The organism is Sorangium sp. So ce836 (genome assembly GCF_028553905.1).
GTDB lineage: Bacteria > Myxococcota_A > Polyangia > Polyangiales > Polyangiaceae > Sorangium > Sorangium cellulosum_D.
This window is the reverse complement of record NZ_CP102233.1, coordinates 7,176,664-7,200,099: the sequence shown is the minus strand read 5'-3', so window position 1 is coordinate 7,200,099 and position 23,436 is coordinate 7,176,664. Positions and strand designations below refer to the sequence as shown.

At 71.3% G+C, this 23,436-nt stretch carries 2 protein-coding genes (1 of these 2 only partly in view); both read left to right on the top strand.

Annotated elements, in window-relative coordinates:
• Positions 1 to 1,664, top strand: partial view of a type I polyketide synthase gene (locus NQZ70_RS25870; protein ID WP_129576580.1) — the final stretch only. The gene continues 3,841 nt to the left of window position 1, outside the view; the window shows 1,664 of its 5,505 coding nt (coding positions 3,842–5,505); the start codon falls outside the window, past its left edge; it ends in the stop codon at positions 1,662 to 1,664.
• The gene (locus NQZ70_RS25865; protein ID WP_165374165.1) at positions 1,661 to 23,434 is read left to right on the top strand and encodes a type I polyketide synthase; all 21,774 of its coding nucleotides are present in this window, start codon (positions 1,661 to 1,663) and stop codon (positions 23,432 to 23,434) included. Before NQZ70_RS25870 ends, NQZ70_RS25865 begins: the two co-directional genes overlap by 4 nt.
• The last annotated feature ends 2 nt before the right edge of the window (positions 23,435 to 23,436 follow it).

The window sequence follows — 23,436 nt, the reverse complement described above, 5'->3', positions numbered from 1 at the left end:
AGCTCGACCCAGGGCTCGGGGCGCAAGGCGCATTGGACGCGCCCCGGAGCGCCGACGTCAGTCCCGATGCCCTCGATCCGGCGCTGGTACGTGGCTGCGACAGCGTGCTCTGGACCGTGCAGGCCCTGGCCGGCATGGGCTTTCGAGACGCCCCGCGATTGTGGCTTCTGACCCGCGGCGCACAGGCCGTCGGCACCGGCGACGTCTCCGTGACACAGGCACCGCTGCTGGGGCTGGGCCGCGTCATCGCCATGGAGCACGCGGATCTGCGCTGCGCTCGGGTCGACCTCGATCCGGCCCGGCCCGATGGGGAGCTCGGTGCCCTGCTGGCCGAGCTGCTGGCCGACGACGCCGAAGCGGAAGTCGCGTTGCGCGGTGGCGAGCGATGCGTCGCTCGGATCGTCCGCCGGCAGCCCGAGACCCGGCCCCGGGGGAGGATCGAGAGCTGCGTTCCGGCCGAGTCCGGCGTCACCATCCGCGCGGACAGCACCTACCTCGTGACCGGCGGTCTGGGTGGGCTCGGTCTGAGCGTGGCCGGATGGCTGGCCGAGCGCGGCGCTGGTCACCTGGTGCTTGTGGGCCGCTCCGGCGCGGCGAGCGTGGAGCAACGGGCAGCCGTCGCGGCGCTCGAGGCCCGCGGCGCGCGCGTCACCGTGGCGAAGGCAGATGTCGCCGATCGGGCGCAGCTCGAGCGGATCCTCCGCGAGGTTACCACGTCGGGGATGCCGCTGCGGGGCGTCGTCCATGCGGCCGGCATCTTGGACGACGGGCTGCTGATGCAGCAGACTCCCGCGCGGTTTCGTAAGGTGATGGCGCCCAAGGTCCAGGGGGCCTTGCACCTGCACGCGTTGACGCGCGAAGCGCCGCTCTCCTTCTTCGTGCTGTACGCTTCGGGAGTAGGGCTTTTGGGCTCGCCGGGCCAGGGCAACTACGCCGCGGCCAACACCTTCCTCGACGCTCTGGCGCACCACCGGAGGGCGCAGGGGCTGCCAGCGTTGAGCGTCGACTGGGGCCTGTTCGCGGAGGTGGGCATGGCGGCCGCGCAGGAAGATCGCGGCGCGCGGCTGGTCTCCCGCGGAATGCGGAGCCTCACCCCCGACGAGGGGCTGTCCGCTCTGGCACGGCTGCTCGAAAGCGGCCGCGTGCAGGTGGGGGTAATGCCGGTGAACCCGCGGCTGTGGGTGGAGCTGTACCCCGCGGCGGCGTCTTCGCGAATGTTGTCGCGCCTGGTGACGGCGCATCGCGCGAGCGCCGGCGGGCCAGCCGGGGACGGGGACCTGCTCCGCCGCCTCGCTGTTGCCGAGCCGAGCGCGCGGAGCGCGCTCCTGGAGCCGCTCCTCCGCGCGCAGATCTCGCAGGTGCTGCGCCTCCCCGAGGGCAAGATCGAGGTGGACGCCCCGCTCACGAGCCTGGGCATGAACTCGCTGATGGGGCTCGAGCTGCGCAACCGCATCGAGGCCATGCTGGGCATCACCGTACCGGCAACGCTGTTGTGGACCTATCCCACGGTGGCGGCGCTGAGCGGGCATCTGGCGCGGGAGGCATGCGAAGCCGCTCCTGTGGAGTCACCGCACACCACCGCCGATTCTGCTGTCGAGATCGAGGAGATGTCGCAGGACGATCTGACGCAGTTGATCGCAGCAAAATTCAAGGCGCTTACATGACTACTCGCGGTCCTACGGCACAGCAGAATCCGCTGAAACAAGCGGCCATCATCATTCAGCGGCTGGAGGAGCGGCTCGCTGGGCTCGCACAGGCGGAGCTGGAACGGACCGAGCCGATCGCCATCGTCGGTATCGGCTGCCGCTTCCCTGGCGGTGCGGACGCTCCGGAAGCGTTTTGGGAGCTGCTCGACGCGGAGCGCGACGCGGTCCAGCCGCTCGACAGGCGCTGGGCGCTGGTAGGTGTCGCTCCCGTCGAGGCCGTGCCGCACTGGGCGGGGCTGCTCACCGAGCCGATAGATTGCTTCGATGCTGCGTTCTTCGGCATCTCGCCTCGGGAGGCGCGATCGCTCGACCCGCAGCATCGTCTGTTGCTGGAGGTCGCTTGGGAGGGGCTCGAGGACGCCGGTATCCCGCCCCGGTCCATCGACGGGAGCCGCACCGGTGTGTTCGTCGGCGCCTTCACGGCGGACTACGCGCGCACGGTCGCTCGGCTGCCGCGCGAGGAGCGAGACGCGTACAGCGCCACCGGCAACATGCTCAGCATCGCCGCCGGACGGCTGTCGTACACGCTGGGGTTGCAGGGACCTTGCCTGACCGTCGACACGGCGTGCTCGTCATCGCTGGTGGCGATTCACCTCGCCTGCCGCAGCCTGCGCGCAGGAGAGAGCGATCTCGCGTTGGCGGGAGGGGTCAGCACGCTCCTCTCCCCCGACATGATGGAAGCCGCGGCGCGCACGCAAGCGCTGTCGCCCGATGGTCGTTGCCGGACCTTCGATGCTTCGGCCAACGGGTTCGTCCGTGGCGAGGGCTGTGGCCTGGTCGTCCTCAAACGGCTCTCCGACGCGCAGCGGGATGGCGACCGCATCTGGGCGCTGATCCGGGGCTCGGCCATCAACCATGATGGCCGGTCGACCGGGTTGACCGCGCCCAACGTGCTGGCTCAGGAGACGGTCTTGCGCGAGGCGCTGCGGAGCGCCCACGTCGAAGCTGGGGCCGTCGATTACGTCGAGACCCACGGAACAGGGACCTCGCTGGGCGATCCCATCGAGGTCGAGGCGCTGCGGGCGACGGTGGGGCCGGCGCGCTCCGACGGCACACGCTGCGTGCTGGGCGCGGTGAAGACCAACATCGGCCATCTCGAGGCCGCGGCAGGCGTAGCGGGTCTGATCAAGGCAGCGCTTTCGCTGACGCACGAGCGCATCCCGAGAAACCTCAACTTCCGCACGCTCAATCCGCGGATCCGGCTCGAGGGCAGCGCGCTCGCGTTGGCGACCGAGCCGGTGCCGTGGCCGCGCACGGACCGTCCGCGCTTCGCGGGGGTGAGCTCGTTCGGGATGAGCGGAACGAACGCGCATGTGGTGCTGGAAGAGGCGCCGGCGGTGGAGCTGGGGCCTGCCGCGCCGGAGCGCTCGGCGGAGCTTTTGGTGCTGTCGGGCAAGAGCGAGGGGGCGCTCGACGCGCAGGCGGCGCGGCTGCGCGAGCACCTGGACATGCACCCGGAGCTCGGGCTCGGGGACGTGGCGTTCAGCCTGGCGACGACGCGCAGCGCGATGAACCACCGGCTCGCGGTGGCGGTGACCTCGCGCGAGGGGCTGCTGGCGGCGCTTTCGGCCGTGGCGCAGGGGCAGACGCCGCCGGGGGCGGCGCGCTGCATCGCGAGCTCGTCGCGCGGCAAGCTGGCGTTCCTGTTCACCGGACAGGGCGCGCAGACGCCGGGCATGGGCCGGGGGCTTTGCGCGGCGTGGCCAGCGTTCCGAGAGGCGTTCGACCGGTGCGTGGCGCTGTTCGACCGGGAGCTGGACCGCCCGCTGCGCGAGGTGATGTGGGCGGAGGCGGGGAGCGCCGAGTCGTTGTTGCTCGACCAGACGGCGTTCACCCAGCCCGCGCTCTTCGCGGTGGAGTACGCGCTGACGGCGCTGTGGCGGTCGTGGGGCGTAGAGCCGGAGCTCCTGGTTGGGCATAGCATCGGGGAGCTGGTGGCGGCGTGCGTGGCGGGGGTGTTCTCGCTGGAAGATGGGGTGAGGCTCGTGGCGGCGCGCGGGCGGCTGATGCAGGGGCTCTCGGCGGGCGGCGCGATGGTGTCGCTCGGAGCGCCGGAGGCGGAGGTGGCCGCGGCGGTGGCGCCGCACGCGGCGTGGGTGTCGATCGCGGCGGTCAATGGGCCGGAGCAGGTGGTGATCGCGGGCGTGGAGCAAGCGGTGCAGGCGATCGCGGCGGGGTTCGCGGCGCGCGGCGTGCGCACCAAGCGGCTGCATGTCTCGCACGCGTTCCACTCGCCGCTGATGGAACCGATGCTGGAGGAGTTCGGGCGGGTGGCGGCGTCGGTGACGTACCGGCGGCCAAGCGTTTCGCTGGTGAGCAACCTGAGCGGGAAGGTGGTCACGGACGAGCTGAGCGCGCCGGGCTACTGGGTGCGGCACGTGCGGGAGGCGGTGCGCTTCGCGGACGGGGTGAAGGCGCTGCACGAAGCCGGCGCGGGGACGTTCCTCGAAGTGGGCCCGAAGCCGACGCTGCTCGGCCTGTTGCCAGCCTGCCTGCCGGAGGCGGAGCCGACGTTGCTGGCGTCGTTGCGCGCCGGGCGCGAGGAGGCTGCGGGGGTGCTCGAGGCGCTGGGCGGGCTGTGGGCCGCCGGCGGCTCGGTCAGCTGGCCGGGCGTCTTCCCCACGGCTGGGCGGCGGGTGCCGCTGCCGACCTATCCGTGGCAGCGCCAGCGATGCTGGATCGAGGCGCCGGCCGAAGGGCTCGGAGCCACGGCCGCCGATGCGCTGGCGCAGTGGTTCTACCGGGTGGACTGGCCCGAGATGCCCCGCTCATCCGTGGATTCGCGGCGAGCCCGGTCCGGCGGGTGGCTGGTGCTGGCCGACCGGGGTGGAGTCGGGGAGGCGGCCGCGGCGGCGCTTTCGTCGCAGGGATGTTCGTGCGCCGTGCTCCATGCGCCCGCCGAGGCCTCCGCGGTCGCCGAGCAGGTGACCCAGGCCCTCGGTGGCCGCAACGACTGGCAGGGGGTGCTGTACCTGTGGGGTCTGGACGCCGTCGTGGAGGCGGGGGCATCGGCCGAAGAGGTCGCCAAAGTCACCCATCTTGCCGCGGCGCCGGTGCTCGCGCTGATTCAGGCGCTTGGCACGGGGCCGCGCTCACCCCGGCTCTGGATCGTGACCCGAGGGGCCTGCACGGTGGGCGGCGAGCCTGACGCTGCCCCCTGTCAGGCGGCGCTGTGGGGTATGGGCCGGGTCGCGGCGCTGGAGCATCCCGGCTCCTGGGGCGGGCTCGTGGACCTGGATCCGGAGGAGAGCCCGACCGAGGTCGAGGGCCTGGTGGCCGAGCTGCTTTCGCCGGACGCCGAGGATCAGCTGGCATTCCGCCAGGGGCGCCGGCGCGCAGCGCGGCTCGTGGCCGCCCCACCGGAGGGAAACGCAGCGCCGGTATCGCTGTCCGCCGAGGGGAGTTACTTGGTGACGGGTGGGCTGGGCGCCCTTGGCCTCCTCGTGGCGCGGTGGTTGGTGGAGCGCGGGGCGGGGCACCTTGTGCTGAGCAGCCGGCACGGATTGCCCGACCGCGCGGAATGGGGCCGAGATCAGCCGCCAGAGGTGCGCGCGCGCATTGCGGCGGTCGAGGCGCTGGAGGCGCAGGGCGCGCGGGTCACCGTGGCGGCGGTCGACGTGGCCGATGCCGAAGGCATGGCGGCGCTCTTGGCGGCCGTCGAGCCGCCGCTGCGGGGGGTAGTGCACGCCGCGGGTCTGCTCGACGACGGGCTGCTGGCCCACCAGGACGCTGGTCGGCTCGCCCGGGTGTTGCGCCCCAAGGTGGAGGGGGCATGGGTGCTGCACACCCTTACCCGCGAGCAGCCGCTGGACCTCTTCGTACTGTTTTCCTCGGCGTCGGGCGTCTTCGGCTCGATCGGCCAGGGCAGCTACGCGGCAGGCAATGCCTTTTTGGACGCGCTGGCGGACCTCCGCCGAACGCAGGGGCTCGCCGCCCTGAGCATCGCCTGGGGCCTGTGGGCGGAGGGGGGGATGGGCTCGCAGGCGCAGCGCCGGGAACACGAGGCATCGGGAATCTGGGCGATGCCGACGAGTCGGGCCCTGGCGGCGATGGAATGGCTGCTCGGTACGCGCGCGACGCAGCGCGTGGTCATCCAGATGGATTGGGCCCATGCGGGAGCGGCTCCGCGCGACGCGAGCCGAGGCCGCTTCTGGGATCGGCTGGTAACTGCCACGAAAGCGACCTCCTCCTCGGCCGTGCCAGCTGTAGAGCGCTGGCGTAAGGCGTCTGTCGTGGAGACCCGCTCGGCGCTCTACGAGCTTGTGCGCGGCGTGGTCGCCGGGGTGATGGGCTTTACCGACCAGGGCACGCTCGACGTGCGACGAGGCTTCGCCGAGCAGGGCCTCGACTCCCTGATGGCCGTGGAGATTCGCAAACGGCTTCAGGGGGAGCTGGGTATGCCGCTGTCGGCGACGCTGGCGTTCGACCATCCGACCGTGGAGCGGCTGGTGGAATACTTGCTGAGCCAGGCGCTGGAGCTGCAGGACCGCACCGACGTGCGAAGCGCTCGGTTGCCGGCGACAGAGGACCCGATCGCCATCGTGGGTGCCGCCTGCCGCTTCCCGGGCGGGGTCGAGGACCTGGAGTCCTACTGGCAGCTGTTGACCGAGGGCGTGGTGGTCAGCACCGAGGTGCCGGCCGACCGGTGGAATGGGGCAGACGGGCGCGTCCCCGGCTCGGGAGAGGCACAGAGACAGACCTGCGTGCCCAGGGGTGGCTTTCTGCGCGAGGTGGAGACGTTCGATGCAGCGTTCTTCCACATCTCGCCTCGGGAGGCGATGAGCCTGGACCCGCAACAGCGGCTGCTGCTGGAAGTGAGCTGGGAGGCGATCGAGCGCGCGGGCCAGGACCCGTCGGCGCTGCGCGAGAGCCCCACGGGCGTGTTCGTGGGCGCGGGCCCCAACGAATATGCCGAGCGGGTGCAGGACCTCGCCGATGAGGCGGCGGGGCTCTACAGCGGCACCGGCAACATGCTCAGCGTTGCGGCGGGACGGCTGTCATTTTTCCTGGGCCTGCACGGGCCGACCCTGGCTGTGGATACGGCGTGCTCCTCGTCGCTGGTGGCGCTGCACCTCGGCTGCCAGAGCCTGCGACGGGGCGAGTGCGACCAAGCCCTGGTTGGCGGGGTCAACATGCTGCTCTCGCCGAAGACCTTCGCGCTGCTCTCACGGATGCACGCGCTTTCGCCCGGTGGGCGGTGCAAGACGTTCTCGGCCGACGCGGACGGCTACGCGCGGGCCGAGGGCTGCGCCGTGGTGGTGCTCAAGCGGCTCTCCGACGCGCAGCGCGACGGCGACTCCATCCTGGCGGTGATCCGGGGTACGGCGATCAATCATGATGGCCCGAGCAGCGGGCTGACAGTGCCCAGCGGCCCTGCCCAGGAGGCGCTGTTGCGCCAGGCGCTCGCGCACGCAGGGGTGGTTCCGGCCGACGTCGATTTCGTGGAATGCCACGGGACCGGGACGGCGCTGGGCGACCCGATCGAGGTGCGGGCGCTGAGCGACGTGTACGGGCAAGCCCGCCCTGCGGACCGACCGCTGATCCTGGGAGCCGCCAAGGCCAACCTTGGGCACATGGAGCCCGCGGCGGGCCTGGCCGGCTTGCTCAAGGCGGTGCTCGCGCTGGGGCAAGAGCAAATACCAGCCCAGCCGGAGCTGGGCGAGCTCAACCCGCTCTTGCCGTGGGAGGCGCTGCCGGTGGCGGTGGCCCGCGCAGCGGTGCCGTGGCCGCGCACGGACCGTCCGCGCTTCGCGGGGGTGAGCTCGTTCGGGATGAGCGGAACGAACGCGCATGTGGTGCTGGAAGAGGCGCCGGCGGTGGAGCTGGGGCCTGCCGCGCCGGAGCGCTCGGCGGAGCTTTTGGTGCTGTCGGGCAAGAGCGAGGGGGCGCTCGACGCGCAGGCGGCGCGGCTGCGCGAGCACCTGGACATGCACCCGGAGCTCGGGCTCGGGGACGTGGCGTTCAGCCTGGCGACGACGCGCAGCGCGATGAACCACCGGCTCGCGGTGGCGGTGACCTCGCGCGAGGGGCTGCTGGCGGCGCTTTCGGCCGTGGCGCAGGGGCAGACGCCGCCGGGGGCGGCGCGCTGCATCGCGAGCTCGTCGCGCGGCAAGCTGGCGTTCCTGTTCACCGGACAGGGCGCGCAGACGCCGGGCATGGGCCGGGGGCTTTGCGCGGCGTGGCCAGCGTTCCGAGAGGCGTTCGACCGGTGCGTGGCGCTGTTCGACCGGGAGCTGGACCGCCCGCTGTGCGAGGTGATGTGGGCGGAGGCGGGGAGCGCCGAGTCGTTGTTGCTCGACCAGACGGCGTTCACCCAGCCCGCGCTCTTCACGGTGGAATACGCGCTGACGGCGCTGTGGCGGTCGTGGGGCGTAGAGCCGGAGCTGGTGGCTGGGCATAGCGCCGGGGAGCTGGTGGCGGCGTGCGTGGCGGGGGTGTTCTCGCTGGAAGATGGGGTGAGGCTCGTGGCGGCGCGCGGGCGGCTGATGCAGGGGCTCTCGGCGGGCGGCGCGATGGTGTCGCTCGGAGCGCCGGAGGCGGAGGTGGCCGCGGCGGTGGCGCCGCACGCGGCGTGGGTGTCGATCGCGGCGGTCAATGGGCCGGAGCAGGTGGTGATCGCGGGCGTGGAGCAAGCGGTGCAGGCGATCGCGGCGGGGTTCGCGGCGCGCGGCGTGCGCACCAAGCGGCTGCATGTCTCGCACGCGTCCCACTCGCCGCTGATGGAACCGATGCTGGAGGAGTTCGGGCGGGTGGCGGCGTCGGTGACGTACCGGCGGCCAAGCGTTTCGCTGGTGAGCAACCTGAGCGGGAAGGTGGTCGCGGACGAGCTGAGCGCGCCGGGGTACTGGGTGCGGCACGTGCGGGAGGCGGTGCGCTTCGCGGACGGGGTGAAGGCGCTGCACGAAGCCGGCGCGGGCACGTTCGTCGAAGTGGGCCCGAAGCCGACGCTGCTCGGGCTGTTGCCAGCTTGCCTGCCGGAGGCGGAGACGACGCTGCTGGCGTCGTTGCGCGCCGGGCGCGAGGAGGCTGCGGGGGTGCTCGAGGCGCTGGGCAGGCTGTGGGCCGGCGGCGGCTCGGTCAGCTGGCCGGGCGTCTTCCCCACGGCTGGGCGGCGGGTGCCGCTGCCGACCTATCCGTGGCAGCGGCAGCGGTACTGGCCCGACATCGACACTCCCAGCCGCCGCCACGCAGCCGCGGATCCCACCCAAGGCTGGTTCTATTGCGTGGACTGGCCGGAGATACCTCGCAACCTCCAAAAATCAGAGGAGGTGAGCCGTGGGAGCTGGCTGGTGTTGGCTGATAGGGGTGGAGTCGGCGAGGCGGTCGCTGCAGCGCTGTCGACACGTGGAATTCCATGCGTCGTGCTCCATGCGCCGGCAGAGACATCCGCGACCGCCGAGCTGGTGACCGAGGCTGCCGGCGGCCGAAACGACTGGCAGGTAGTGCTCTACCTGTGGGGTCTGGACGCCGTCGTCGGCGCGGAGGCGTCGATCGATGAGATCGGCGACGCGACCCGTCGTGCTACCGCGCCGGTGCTCGGCTTGGCTCGGTTTCTGAGCACCGTGTCTTGTTCGCCCCGACTCTGGGTCGTGACCCGGGGGGCATGCATCGTTGGCGACGAGCCTGCGATCGCCCCTTGTCAGGCGGCGTTATGGGGCATGGGCCGGGTGGCGGCGCTCGAGCGTCCCGGGGCCTGGGGCGGGCTCGTGGACCTGGATCCCCGAGCGAGCCCGCCCCAAGCCAGCCCGATCGACGGCGAGATGCTCGTCACCGAGCTATTGTCGCAGGAGACCGAGGACCAGCTCGCCTTCCGCCATGGGCGCCGGCACGCGGCACGGCTGGTGGCCGCCCCGCCACGGGGGGAAGCGGCACCGGCGTCGCTGTCTGCGGAGGCGAGCTACCTGGTGACGGGAGGCCTCGGTGGGCTCGGCCTGATCGTGGCGCAGTGGCTGGTGGAGCTGGGAGCGCGGCACTTGGTGCTGACCAGCCGGCGCGGGTTGCCCGACCGGGAGGCGTGGTGCGAGCGGCAGCCGCCTGAGATCCGCGCGCGGATCGCAGCGGTCGAGGCGCTGGAGGCCCGGGGTGCACGGGTGACCGTCGCAGCGGTGGACGTCGCCGACGTCGAACCGATGACAGCGCTGGTCTCGTCGGTCGAGCCCCCGCTGCGAGGGGTGGTGCACGCCGCTGGCGTCAGCGTCATGCGTCCACTGGCGGAGACGGACGAGACCCTGCTCGAGTCGGTGCTTCGTCCCAAGGTGGTCGGCAGCTGGCTGCTGCACCGGCTGCTGCACGGCCGGCCTCTCGACCTGTTCGTGCTGTTCTCGTCGGGCGCAGCGGTGTGGGGTAGCCATAGCCAGGGTGCGTACGCGGCGGCCAACGCTTTCCTCGACGGGCTCGCGCATCATCGGCGTTCGCAATCGCTGCCCGCGTTGAGCGTCGCGTGGGGTCTGTGGGCCGAGGGAGGCATGGCGGACGCGGAGGCTCATGCACGTCTGAGCGACATCGGGGTTCTGCCCATGTCGACGTCGGCAGCGTTGTCGGCGCTCCAGCGCCTGGTGGAGACCGGCGCGGCTCAGCGCACGGTGACCCGGATGGACTGGGCGCGCTTCGCGCCGGTGTACACCGCTCGAGGGCGTCGCAACCTGCTTTCGGCGCTGGTCGCAGGGCGCGACATCATCGCGCCTTCCCCTCCGGCGGCAGCAACCCGGAACTGGCGTGGCCTGTCCGTTGCGGAAGCCCGCGTGGCTCTGCACGAGATCGTCCATGGGGCCGTCGCTCGGGTGCTGGGCTTCCTCGACCCGAGCGCGCTCGATCCTGGGATGGGGTTCAATGAGCAGGGCCTCGACTCGTTGATGGCGGTGGAGATCCGCAACCTCCTTCAGGCTGAGCTGGACGTGCGGCTTTCGACGACGCTGGCCTTTGATCATCCGACGGTACAGCGGCTGGTGGAGCATCTGCTCGTCGATGTACTGAAGCTGGAGGATCGCAGCGACACCCAGCATGTTCGGTCGTTGGCGTCAGACGAGCCCATCGCCATCGTGGGAGCCGCCTGCCGCTTCCCGGGCGGGGTGGAGGACCTGGAGTCCTACTGGCAGCTGTTGGCCGAGGGCGTGGTGGTCAGCGCCGAGGTGCCGGCCGACCGGTGGGATGCGGCGGACTGGTACGACCCTGATCCGGAGATCCCAGGCCGGACTTACGTGACCAAAGGCGCCTTCCTGCGCGATTTGCAGAGATTGGATGCGACCTTCTTCCGCATCTCGCCTCGCGAGGCGATGAGCCTCGACCCGCAGCAGCGGTTGCTCCTGGAGGTAAGCTGGGAGGCGCTCGAGAGCGCGGGTATCGCTCCGGATACGCTGCGAGATAGCCCCACCGGGGTGTTCGTGGGTGCGGGGCCCAATGAGTACTACACGCAGCGGCTGCGAGGCTTCACCGACGGAGCGGCAGGGCTGTACGGCGGCACCGGGAACATGCTCAGCGTTACGGCTGGACGGCTGTCGTTTTTCCTGGGTCTGCACGGCCCGACGCTGGCCATGGATACGGCGTGCTCGTCATCCCTGGTCGCGCTGCACCTCGCCTGCCAGAGCCTGCGACTGGGCGAGTGCGATCAAGCGCTGGTTGGCGGGGTCAACGTGCTGCTCGCGCCGGAGACCTTCGTGCTGCTCTCACGGATGCGCGCGCTTTCGCCCGACGGGCGGTGCAAGACGTTCTCGGCCGACGCGGACGGCTACGCGCGGGGCGAGGGGTGCGCCGTGGTGGTGCTCAAGCGGCTGCGCGATGCGCAGCGCGCCGGCGACTCCATCCTGGCGCTGATCCGGGGAAGCGCGGTGAACCACGACGGCCCGAGCAGCGGGCTGACCGTGCCCAACGGACCCGCCCAGCAAGCATTGCTGCGCCAGGCGCTTTCGCAAGCAGGCGTGTCTCCGGTCGACGTTGATTTTGTGGAGTGTCACGGGACAGGGACGGCGCTGGGCGACCCGATCGAGGTGCAGGCGCTGAGCGAGGTGTATGGTCCAGGGCGCTCCGGGGACCGACCGCTGGTGCTGGGGGCCGCCAAGGCCAACGTCGCGCATCTGGAGGCGGCATCTGGCTTGGCCAGCCTGCTCAAGGCCGTGCTTGCGCTGCGGCACGAGCAGATCCCGGCCCAGCCGGAGCTGGGGGAGCTCAACCCGCACTTGCCGTGGAACACGCTGCCGGTGGCGGTGCCACGTAAGGCGGTGCCGTGGGGGCGCGGCGCACGCCCGCGTCGCGCCGGCGTGAGCGCGTTCGGGTTGAGCGGAACCAACGTGCATGTCGTGCTGGAGGAGGCACCGGAGGTGGAGCCGGCGCCCGCGGCGCCGGCGCGACCGGTGGAGCTGGTCGTGCTATCGGCCAAGAGCGCGGCCGCGCTGGACGCCGCGGCGGCACGGCTCTCGGCGCACCTGTCCGCGCACCCGGAGCTGAGCCTCGGCGACGTGGCGTTCAGCCTGGCGACGACGCGCAGCCCGATGGAGCACCGGCTCGCCATCGCGACGACCTCGCGCGAGGCCCTGCGAGGCGCGCTGGACGCCGCGGCGCAGCGGCAGACGCCGCAGGGCGCGGTGCGCGGCAAGGCCGTGTCCTCACGCGGTAAGTTGGCTTTTCTGTTCACCGGACAGGGCGCGCAAATGCCGGGCATGGGCCGTGGGCTGTACGAGGCGTGGCCTGCGTTCCGGGAGGCGTTCGACCGGTGCGTGGCGCTCTTCGATCGGGAGATCGACCAGCCTCTGCGCGAGGTGATGTGGGCTGCGCCGGGCCTCGCTCAGGCGGCGCGGCTCGATCAGACCGCGTACGCGCAGCCGGCTCTCTTTGCGCTGGAGTACGCGCTGGCTGCCCTGTGGCGTTCGTGGGGCGTGGAGCCGCACGTACTGCTCGGTCATAGCATCGGCGAGCTGGTCGCCGCCTGCGTGGCGGGCGTGTTCTCGCTCGAAGACGCGGTGAGGTTGGTGGCCGCGCGCGGGCGGCTGATGCAGGCGCTGCCCGCCGGCGGTGCCATGGTAGCCATCGCAGCGTCCGAGGCCGAGGTGGCCGCCTCCGTGGCACCCCACGCCGCCACGGTGTCGATCGCCGCGGTCAACGGTCCTGACGCCGTCGTGATCGCCGGCGCCGAGGTACAGGTGCTCGCCCTCGGCGCGACGTTCGCGGCGCGTGGGATACGCACGAAGAGGCTCGCCGTCTCCCATGCGTTCCACTCGCCGCTCATGGATCCGATGCTGGAAGACTTCCAGCGGGTCGCTGCGACGATCGCGTACCGCGCGCCAGACCGCCCGGTGGTGTCGAATGTCACCGGCCGCGTCGCAGGCCCCGAGATCGCCACGCCCGAGTATTGGGTCCGGCATGTGCGAAGCGCCGTGCGCTTCGGCGACGGGGCAAAGGCGTTGCATGCCGCGGGTGCCGCCACGTTCGTCGAGATTGGCCCGAAGCCGGTCCTGCTCGGGCTATTGCCAGCGTGCCTCGGGGAAGCGGACGCGGTCCTCGTGCCGTCGCTACGCGCGGACCGCTCGGAATGCGAGGTGGTCCTCGCGGCGCTCGGGACTTGGTATGCCTGGGGGGGTGCGCTCGACTGGAAGGGCGTGTTCCCCGATGGCGCGCGCCGCGTGGCTCTGCCCATGTATCCATGGCAGCGTGAGCGCCATTGGATGGACCTCACCCCGCGAAGCGCCGCGCCTGCAGGGATCGCAGGTCGCTGGCCGCTGGCTGGTGTCGGGCTCTGCATGCCCGGCGCTGTGTTGCACCACGTGCTGTCGATCGGCCCACGCCATCAGCCCTTCCTCGGTGATCACCTCGTGTTTGGCAAGGTGGTGGTGCCCGGCGCCTTTCATGTCGCGGTGATCCTCAGCATCGCCGCCGAGCGCTGGCCCGATCGGGCGATCGAGCTGACAGGCGTGGAGTTCCTGAAGGCGATCGCGATGGATCCCGGCCAGGAGGTCGAGCTCCACGCCGTGCTCACCCCCGAAGCTGCCGGGGATGGCTACCTGTTCGAGCTGGCGACCCTGGCGGCGCCGGAGACCGAACGCCGATGGACGACCCATGCCCGCGGTCGGGTGCAGCCGACAGACGGCGCGCCCGGCGCGTTGCCGCGTCTCGAGGTGCTGGAGGACCGCGCGATCCAGCCCCTCGACTTCGCCGCATTCCTCGACAGGTTATCGGCGGTGCGGATCGGCTGGGGTCCGCTTTGGCGATGGCTGCAGGACGGGCGCGTCGGCGAGGAGGCCTCGCTTGCCACCCTCGTACCGACCTACCCGAACGCCCACGACGTGGCGCCCTTGCACCCGATCCTGCTGGACAACGGCTTTGCGGTGGGCCTGCTGGCAACCCGGCGCGAGCCGGAGGACGACGGCACGCCCCCGCTGCCGTTCGCCGTGGAGCGGGTGCGGTGGTGGCGGGCGCCGGTTGGAAGGGTGCGGTGTGGCGGCGTGCCACTGTCGCAGGCATTCGGTGTCTCGAGCTTCGTGCTGGTCGACGAAACTGGCGAGGTGGTCGCCGAGGTGGAGGGATTTGTTTGCCGCCGGGCGCCGCGGGAGGCGTTCCTGCGGCAGGAGTCGGGCGCGTCGACGGCAGCCTTGTACCGCCTCGACTGGCCCGAAGCGCCCTTGCCCGATGCGCCCGCGGAACGGATCGAGGAGAGCTGGGTCGTGGTGGCAGCGCCTGGCTCGGAGATGGCCGCGGCGCTGGCGACACGGCTCAACCGCTGCGTCCTCGCCGAACCCAAAGGCCTCGAGACGGCCCTCGCGGGGGTGTCTCCCGCAGGTGTGATCTGCCTCTGGGAACCTGGAGCCCACGAGGAAGCTCCGGCGGCGGCGCAGCGTGTGGCGGCCGAGGGCCTCTCGGTGGTGCAGGCGCTCAGGGACCGCGCGGTGCGCCTCTGGTGGGTGACCACGGGCGCAGTGGCTGTCGAGGCCGGCGAGCGGGTGCAGGTCGCCACAGCGCCGGTGTGGGGCCTGGGCCGGACAGTGATGCAGGAGCGCCCGGAGCTCAGCTGCACTCTGGTGGATTTGGAGCCGGAGGCCGATGCCGCGCGCTCAGCTGACGTTCTGTTGCGGGAGCTCGGTCGCGCTGACGACGAGACCCAGGTGGTTTTCCGTTCCGGAAAGCGCCGCGTAGCGCGGCTGGTCAAAGCGACAACCCCCGAAGGGCTCTTGGTCCCTGACGCAGAATCCTATCGACTGGAGGCTGGGCAGAAGGGCACATTGGACCAGCTCCGCCTCGCGCCGGCACAGCGCCGGGCACCTGGCCCGGGCGAGGTCGAGATCAAGGTAACCGCCTCGGGGCTCAACTTCCGGACCGTCCTCGCTGTGCTGGGAATGTATCCGGGCGACGCTGGGCCGATGGGCGGAGATTGTGCCGGTATCGTCACGGCGGTGGGCCAGGGGGTGCACCACCTCTCGGTCGGCGATGCTGTCATGACGCTGGGGACGTTGCATCGATTCGTCACGGTCGACGCGCGGCTGGTGGTCCGGCAGCCTGCAGGGCTGACTCCCGCGCAGGCAGCTACGGTGCCGGTTGCGTTCCTGACGGCCTGGCTCGCTCTGCACGACCTGGGGAATCTGCGGCGCGGCGAGCGGGTGCTGATCCATGCTGCGGCCGGCGGCGTGGGCATGGCCGCGGTGCAAATCGCCCGATGGATAGGGGCCGAGGTGTTCGCCACGGCGAGCCCGTCCAAGTGGGCAGCGGTTCAGGCCATGGGCGTGCCGCGCACGCACATCGCCAGCTCGCGGACGCTGGAGTTTGCTGAGACCTTCCGGCAGGTCACCGGCGGCCGGGGCGTGGACGTGGTGCTCAACGCGCTGGCCGGCGAGTTCGTGGACGCGAGCCTGTCCCTGCTGTCGACGGGCGGGCGGTTCCTCGAGATGGGCAAGACCGACATACGGGATCGAGCCGCGGTCGCGGCGGCGCATCCCGGTGTTCGCTATCGGGTATTCGACATCCTGGAGCTCGCTCCGGATCGAACTCGAGAGATCCTCGAGCGCGTGGTCGAGGGCTTTGCTGCGGGACATCTGCGCGCATTGCCGGTGCATGCGTTCGCGATCACCAAGGCCGAGGCAGCGTTTCGGTTCATGGCGCAAGCGCGGCATCAGGGCAAGGTCGTGCTGCTGCCGGCGCCCTCCGCAGCGCCCTTGGCGCCGACGGGCACCGTACTGCTGACCGGTGGGCTGGGAGCGTTGGGGCTCCACGTGGCCCGCTGGCTCGCCCAGCAGGGCGTGCCGCACATGGTGCTCACAGGTCGGCGGGGCCTGGATACGCCGGGCGCTGCCAAAGCCGTCGCGGAGATCGAAGCGCTCGGCGCTCGGGTGACGATCGCGGCGTCGGATGTCGCCGATCGGAATGCGCTGGAGGCTGTGCTCCAGGCCGTTCCGGCGGAGTGGCCGTTACAGGGCGTGATCCATGCAGCCGGAGCGCTCGATGATGGTGTGCTTGATGAGCAGACCACCGACCGCTTCTCGCGGGTGCTGGCACCGAAGGTGACTGGCGCCTGGAATCTGCATGAGCTCACGGCGGGCAACGATCTCGCTTTCTTCGTGCTGTTCTCCTCCATGTCGGGGCTCTTGGGCTCGGCCGGGCAGTCCAACTATGCGGCGGCCAACACCTTCCTCGACGCGCTGGCCGCGCATCGGCGGGCCGAAGGCCTGGCGGCGCAGAGCCTCGCGTGGGGCCCATGGTCGGACGGAGGCATGGCAGCGGGGCTCAGCGCGGCGCTGCAGGCGCGGCTCGCTCGGCATGGGATGGGAGCGCTGTCGCCCGCTCAGGGCACCGCGCTGCTCGGGCAGGCGCTGGCTCGGCCGGAAACGCAGCTCGGGGCGATGTCGCTCGACGTGCGTGCGGCGAGCCAAGCTTCGGGAGCGGCAGTGCCGCCCGTGTGGCGCGCGCTGGTGCGCGCGGAGGCGCGCCATGCGGCGGCTGGGGCGCAGGGGGCATTGGCCGCGCGCCTTGGGGCGCTGCCCGAGGCGCGTCGCGCCGACGAGGTGCGCAAGGTCGTGCAGGCCGAGATCGCGCGCGTGCTTTCATGGAGCGCCGCGAGCGCCGTGCCCGTCGATCGGCCGCTGTCGGACTTGGGCCTCGACTCGCTCACGGCGGTGGAGCTGCGCAACGTGCTCGGCCAGCGGGTGGGTGCGACGCTGCCGGCGACGCTGGCATTCGATCACCCGACGGTCGACGCGCTCACGCGCTGGCTGCTCGATAAGGTCCTGGCCGTGGCCGAGCCGAGCGTATCGTCCGCAAAGTCGTCGCCGCAGGTCGCCCTCGACGAGCCCATTGCCATCATCGGCATCGGCTGCCGTTTCCCAGGCGGCGTGGCCGATCCGGAGTCGTTTTGGCGGCTGCTCGAAGAGGGCGGCGATGCCGTCGTCGAGGTGCCGCATGAGCGATGGGACATCGACGCGTTCTATGATCCGGATCCGGATGTGCGCGGCAAGATGACGACACGCTTTGGCGGCTTCCTGTCCGATATCGACCGGTTCGAACCGGCCTTCTTCGGCATCTCGCCGCGCGAAGCGACGACCATGGATCCGCAGCAGCGGCTGCTCCTGGAGACGAGCTGGGAGGCGTTCGAGCGCGCCGGGATTTTGCCCGAGCGGCTGATGGGCAGCGATACCGGCGTGTTCGTGGGGCTCTTCTACCAGGAGTACGCTGCGCTCGCCGGCGGCATCGAGGCGTTCGATGGCTACCTGGGCACCGGCACCACGGCCAGCGTCGCCTCGGGCAGGATCTCTTATGTGCTCGGGCTAAAGGGGCCGAGCCTGACGGTGGACACCGCGTGCTCCTCGTCGCTGGTCGCGGTGCACCTGGCCTGCCAGGCGCTGCGGCGGGGCGAGTGTTCGGTGGCGCTGGCCGGCGGCGTGGCGCTGATGCTCACGCCGGCGACGTTCGTGGAGTTCAGCCGGCTGCGAGGCCTGGCTCCCGACGGACGGTGCAAGAGCTTCTCGGCCGCAGCGGACGGCGTGGGGTGGAGCGAAGGCTGCGCCATGCTCCTGCTCAAACCGCTTCGCGATGCGCAGCGCGATGGGGATCCGATCCTGGCGGTGATCCGCGGCACCGCGGTGAACCAGGATGGGCGCAGCAACGGGCTGACGGCGCCCAACGGGTCGTCGCAGCAAGAGGTGATCCGTCGGGCCCTGGAGCAGGCGGGGCTGGCTCCGGCGGACGTCAGCTACGTCGAGTGCCACGGCACCGGCACGACGTTGGGCGACCCCATCGAAGTGCAGGCCCTGGGCGCCGTGCTGGCACAGGGGCGACCCTCGGACCGGCCGCTCGTGATCGGGTCGGTGAAGTCCAATATCGGACATACGCAGGCTGCGGCGGGCGTGGCCGGTGTCATCAAGGTGGCGCTGGCGCTCGAGCGCGGGCTTATCCCGAGGAGCCTGCATTTCGACGCGCCCAATCCGCACATTCCGTGGTCGGAGCTCGCCGTGCAGGTGGCCGCCAAACCCATCGAATGGACGAGAAACGGCGCGCCGCGACGAGCCGGGGTGAGCTCGTTTGGCGTCAGCGGGACCAACGCGCACGTGGTGCTGGAGGAGGCGCCAGCGGCGGCGTTCGCGCCCGCAGCGGCGCGTTCAGCGGAGCTTTTCGTGCTGTCGGCGAAGAGCGCCGCGGCGCTGGACGCGCAGGCGGCGCGGCTTTCGGCGCATGTCGTTGCGCACCCGGAGCTCGGCCTCGGCGACCTGGCGTTCAGCCTGGCGACGACCCGCAGCCCGATGACGTACCGGCTCGCGGTGGCGGCGACCTCGCGCGAGGCGCTGTCTGCGGCGCTCGACACAGCGGCGCAGGGGCAGGCGCCGCCCGCAGCGGCTCGCGGCCACGCTTCCACAGGCAGCGCCCCAAAGGTGGTTTTCGTCTTTCCTGGCCAGGGCTCCCAGTGGCTGGGCATGGGCCAAAAGCTCCTCTCGGAGGAGCCCGTCTTCCGCGACGCGCTCTCGGCGTGTGACCGAGCGATCCAGGCCGAAGCCGGCTGGTCGCTGCTCGCCGAGCTCGCGGCCGATGAGACCACCTCGCAGCTCGGCCGCATCGACGTGGTGCAGCCGGCGCTGTTCGCGATCGAGGTCGCGCTCTCGGCGCTGTGGCGGTCGTGGGGCGTCGAGCCGGATGCGGTGGTGGGCCACAGCATGGGCGAGGTGGCGGCCGCGCACGTCGCCGGCGCCCTGTCGCTCGAGGATGCTGTAGCGATCATCTGCCGGCGCAGCCTGCTGCTGCGGCGGATCAGCGGCCAAGGCGAGATGGCGGTCGTCGAGCTCTCCCTGGCCGAGGCCGAGGCAGCGCTCCTGGGCTACGAAGATCGGCTCAGCGTGGCGGTGAGCAACAGCCCGCGATCGACGGTGCTGGCGGGCGAGCCGGCAGCGCTCGCAGAGGTGCTGGCGATCCTTGCGGCAAAGGGGGTGTTCTGCCGTCGAGTCAAGGTGGACGTCGCCAGCCACAGCCCACAGATCGACCCGCTGCGCGACGAGCTATTGGCAGCATTGGGCGAGCTCGAGCCGCGACAAGCGACCGTGTCGATGCGCTCGACGGTGACGAGCACGATCGTGGCGGGCCCGGAGCTCGTGGCGAGCTACTGGGCGGACAACGTTCGACAGCCGGTGCGCTTCGCCGAAGCGGTGCAATCGTTGATGGAAGGCGGTCATGGGCTGTTCGTGGAGATGAGCCCGCATCCGATCCTGACGACATCGGTCGAGGAGATCCGACGGGCGACGAAGCGGGAGGGAGTCGCGGTGGGCTCGTTGCGGCGTGGACAGGACGAGCGCCTGTCCATGTTGGAGGCGCTGGGAGCGCTCTGGGTACACGGCCATGCGGTGGGCTGGGAGCGGCTGTTCTCCGCGGGCGGCGCGGGCCTCCGCCGCGTGCCGCTGCCGACCTATCCCTGGCAGCGAGAGCGGTACTGGGTCGAAGCGCCGACCGGCGGCGCGGCGAGCGGCAGCCGCTTTGCTCATGCGGGTAGTCACCCGCTCCTGGGTGAAATGCAGACCCTGTCGACCCAGAGGAGCACGCGCGTGTGGGAGACGACGCTGGATCTCGAACGGCTGCCGTGGCTCGGCGATCACCGGGTGCAGGGGGCGGTCGTGTTCCCGGGCGCGGCGTACCTGGAGATGGCGCTTTCGTCTGGGGCCGAGGCCTTGGGTGACGGTCCGCTCCAGGTCAGCGATGTGGTGCTCGCCGAGGCGCTGGCCTTCGCGGATGATACGCCGGTGGCGGTGCAGGTCATGGCGACCGAGGAGCGACCAGGCCGCCTGCAATTCCACGTTGCGAGCCGGGTGCCGGGCCACGGCCGTGCTGCCTTTCGAAGCCATGCCCGCGGGGTGCTGCGCCAGACCGAGCGCGCCGAGGTCCCGGCGAGGCTGGATCTGGCCGCGCTTCGTGCCCGGCTTCAGGCCAGCGCACCCGCTGCGGCTACCTATGCGGCGCTGGCCGAGATGGGGCTCGAGTACGGCCCAGCGTTCCAGGGGCTTGTCGAGCTGTGGCGGGGGGAGGGCGAGGCGCTGGGACGTGTGCGGCTCCCCGAGGCCGCCGGCTCCCCAGCCGCGTGCCGGCTCCACCCCGCGCTCTTGGATGCGTGCTTCCACGTGAGCAGCGCCTTCGCTGACCGCGGCGAGGCGACGCCATGGGTACCCGTGGAAATCGGCTCGCTGCGGTGGTTCCAGCGGCCGTCGGGGGAGCTGTGGTGTCATGCGCGGAGCGTGAGCCACGGAAAGCCAACACCCGATCGGCGGAGTACCGACTTTTGGGTGGTCGACAGCACGGGCGCGATCGTCGCCGAGATCTCCGGGCTCGTGGCGCAGCGGCTCGCGGGAGGTGTACGCCGGCGCGAAGAAGACGACTGGTTCATGGAGCCGGCTTGGGAACCGACCGCGGTCCCCGGATCCGAGGTCACGGCGGGCCGGTGGCTGCTCATCGGCTCGGGCGGCGGGCTCGGCGCTGCGCTCTACTCGGCGCTGACGGAAGCTGGCCATTCCGTCGTCCACGCGACAGGGCACGGCACGAGCGCCGCCGGGTTGCAGGCACTCTTGACGGCGTCCTTCGACGGCCAGGCCCCGACGTCGGTGGTGCACCTCGGCAGCCTCGATGAGCGTGGCGTGCTCGACGCGGACGCCCCCTTCGACGCCGATGCCCTCGAGGAGTCGCTGGTGCGCGGCTGCGACAGCGTGCTCTGGACCGTGCAGGCCGTGGCCGGGGCGGGCTTCCGAGATCCTCCGCGGTTGTGGCTCGTGACACGCGGCGCTCAGGCCATCGGCGCCGGCGACGTCTCCGTGGCGCAAGCGCCGCTCCTGGGGCTGGGCCGCGTTATCGCCTTGGAGCACGCCGAGCTGCGCTGCGCTCGGATCGACCTCGATCCAGCGCGGCGCGACGGAGAGGTCGAGGAGCTGCTTGCCGAGCTGTTGGCCGACGACGCCGAGGAGGAAGTCGCGTTTCGCGGCGGTGAGCGGCGCGTGGCCCGGCTCGTCCGAAGGCTGCCCGAGACCGACTGCCGAGAGAAAATCGAGCCCGCGGAAGGCCGGCCGTTCCGGCTGGAGATCGCTGGGTCCGGCGTGCTCGACGACCTGGTGCTCCGAGCCACGGAGCGGCGCCCTCCTGGCCCGGGCGAGGTCGAGATCGCCGTCGAGGCGGCGGGGCTCAACTTTCTCGACGTGATGAGGGCCATGGGGATCTACCCTGGGCCCGGGGACGGTCCGGTTGCGCTGGGCGCCGAGTGCTCCGGCCGAATTGTCGCGATGGGCGAAGGTGTCGAGAGCCTTCGTATCGGCCAGGACGTCGTGGCCGTCGCGCCCTTCAGTTTCGGCACCCACGTCACCATCGACGCCCGGATGGTCGCACCTCGCCCCGCGGCGCTGACGGCCGCGCAGGCAGCCGCGCTGCCCGTCGCATTCATGACGGCCTGGTACGGTCTCGTCCATCTGGGGAGGCTCCGGGCCGGCGAGCGCGTGCTCATCCACTCGGCGACGGGGGGCACCGGGCTTGCTGCTGTGCAGATCGCCCGCCACCTCGGCGCGGAGATATTTGCGACCGCTGGTACGCCGGAGAAGCGGGCGTGGCTGCGCGAGCAGGGGATCGCGCACGTGATGGACTCGCGGTCACTGGACTTCGCCGAGCAAGTGCTGGCCGCGACGAAGGGCGAGGGGGTCGACGTCGTGTTGAACTCGCTGTCTGGCGCCGCGATCGACGCGAGCCTTTCGACCCTCGTGCCGGACGGCCGCTTCATCGAGCTCGGCAAGACGGACATCTATGCAGATCGCTCGCTGGGGCTCGCTCACTTCAGGAAGAGCCTGTCCTACAGCGCCGTCGATCTTGCGGGTTTGGCCGTGCGTCGGCCCGAGCGCGTCGCAGCGCTGCTGGCGGAGGTGGTGGACCTGCTCGCACGGGGAGCGTTGCAGCCGCTTCCGGTAGAGATCTTCCCCCTCTCGCGGGCCGCGGACGCATTCCGGAAAATGGCGCAAGCGCAGCATCTTGGGAAGCTCGTGCTCGCGCTGGAGGACCCGGACGTGCGGATCCGCGTTCCGGGCGAATCCGGCGTCGCCATCCGCGCGGACGGCACCTACCTCGTGACCGGCGGTCTGGGTGGGCTCGGTCTGAGCGTGGCTGGATGGCTGGCCGAGCAGGGGGCTGGGCATCTGGTGCTGGTGGGCCGCTCCGGTGCGGTGAGCGCGGAGCAGCAGACGGCTGTCGCCGCGCTCGAGGCGCACGGCGCGCGTGTCACGGTAGCGAGGGCAGACGTCGCCGATCGGGCGCAGATCGAGCGGATCCTCCGCGAGGTTACCGCGTCGGGGATGCCGCTCCGCGGCGTCGTTCATGCGGCCGGTATCCTGGACGACGGGCTGCTGATGCAGCAAACCCCCGCGCGGTTCCGCGCGGTCATGGCGCCCAAGGTCCGAGGGGCCTTGCACCTGCATGCGTTGACACGCGAAGCGCCGCTCTCCTTCTTCGTGCTGTACGCTTCGGGAGCAGGGCTCTTGGGCTCGCCGGGCCAGGGCAACTACGCCGCGGCCAACACGTTCCTCGACGCTCTGGCACACCACCGGAGGGCGCAGGGGCTGCCAGCATTGAGCATCGACTGGGGCCTGTTCGCGGACGTGGGTTTGGCCGCCGGGCAGCAAAATCGCGGCGCACGGCTGGTCACCCGCGGGACGCGGAGCCTCACCCCCGACGAAGGGCAGTGGGCGCTCGAGCGTCTGCTCGACGGCGATCGCACCCAGGCCGGGGTCATGCCGTTCGACGTGCGGCAGTGGGTGGAGTTCTACCCGGCGGCGGCATCTTCGCGGAGGTTGTCGCGGCTGGTGACGGCACGGCGCGTGGCTTTCGGTCGGCTCGCCGGGGATCGGGACCTGCTCGAACGGCTCGCCACCGCCGAGGCGGGCGCGCGGGCAGGAATGCTGCAGGAGGTCGTGCGCGCGCAGGTCTCGCAGGTGCTGCGCCTCCCCGAAGGCAAGCTCGACGTGGATGCGCCGCTCACGAGCCTGGGAATGGACTCGCTGATGGGGCTAGAGCTGCGCAACCGCATCGAGGCCGTGCTCGGCATCACCATGCCGGCGACCCTGCTGTGGACCTACCCCACGGTGGCAGCGCTGAGTGCGCATCTGGCTTCTCATGTCGTCTCTACGGGGGATGGGGAATCCGTGCGCCCGCCGGATACAGGGAACGTGGCTCCAATGACCCACGAAGTCGCTTCGCTCGACGAAGACGGGTTGTTCGCGTTGATCGATGAGTCACTCGCGCGTGCGGGAAAGAGGTGATT